The following is a 541-nucleotide window of genomic DNA, read 5'->3' on the forward strand; positions in this document are numbered from 1 at the left end:
GTAGTGCCATGATTGGTCCTTGTCACGCTAACTAGCCGAGAAGCTTATCTTCAACCAGTTCAATTTCGTTCTTTAGTTTGGCAATGAATTTCAATTTACGAACTCGGTCTGCGGCTTCAGCCCAAAGACCGTCGTTAAGCTCTTGCTCAACGCTTGCCAAATGCTGCTTATACATTTTGCTGACCTTAGAGTCGAAGTCAAAAAGCGCCGATTCAGGATCAGAGCAGTCAGCAATATCTTCTAGTTCTTCGCGCAGTTCCATTTGTTCCATCAGGAACATCGGATCTTGCATGGTTTGTTGCTCACCACGGATTTCCATTCCCTGCTCTGCCAAGATGTACTCCGCACGAGAGATAGGATGTTTGAGGACTTGGTACGCATCGTTAATTTGCGCAGCCTTTTGCACCGACATCAAGCGGTCTCGCTCAGAGGCGGTAGCAAAGTTGTCCGGGTGGAAGCGTTTTTGTAGTTCTCGAAACTTAGAAGAAAGAAGGCTACCATCCAGCTGAAACTGACTTGGTAGCCCAAATAATTCAAAGTG

General features: G+C 46.6%; 1 protein-coding gene. It reads right to left on the reverse strand.

Annotated features, from left to right (window positions below):
• Positions 1–31 precede the first annotated feature (31 nt).
• Positions 32–541 (reverse strand): co-chaperone HscB (gene hscB / locus R7Z77_RS27995; RefSeq protein ID WP_318137385.1); only part of this gene is annotated, 510 nt, incomplete at its 5' end.

Source organism: Vibrio sp. 1401 (assembly GCF_033340295.1).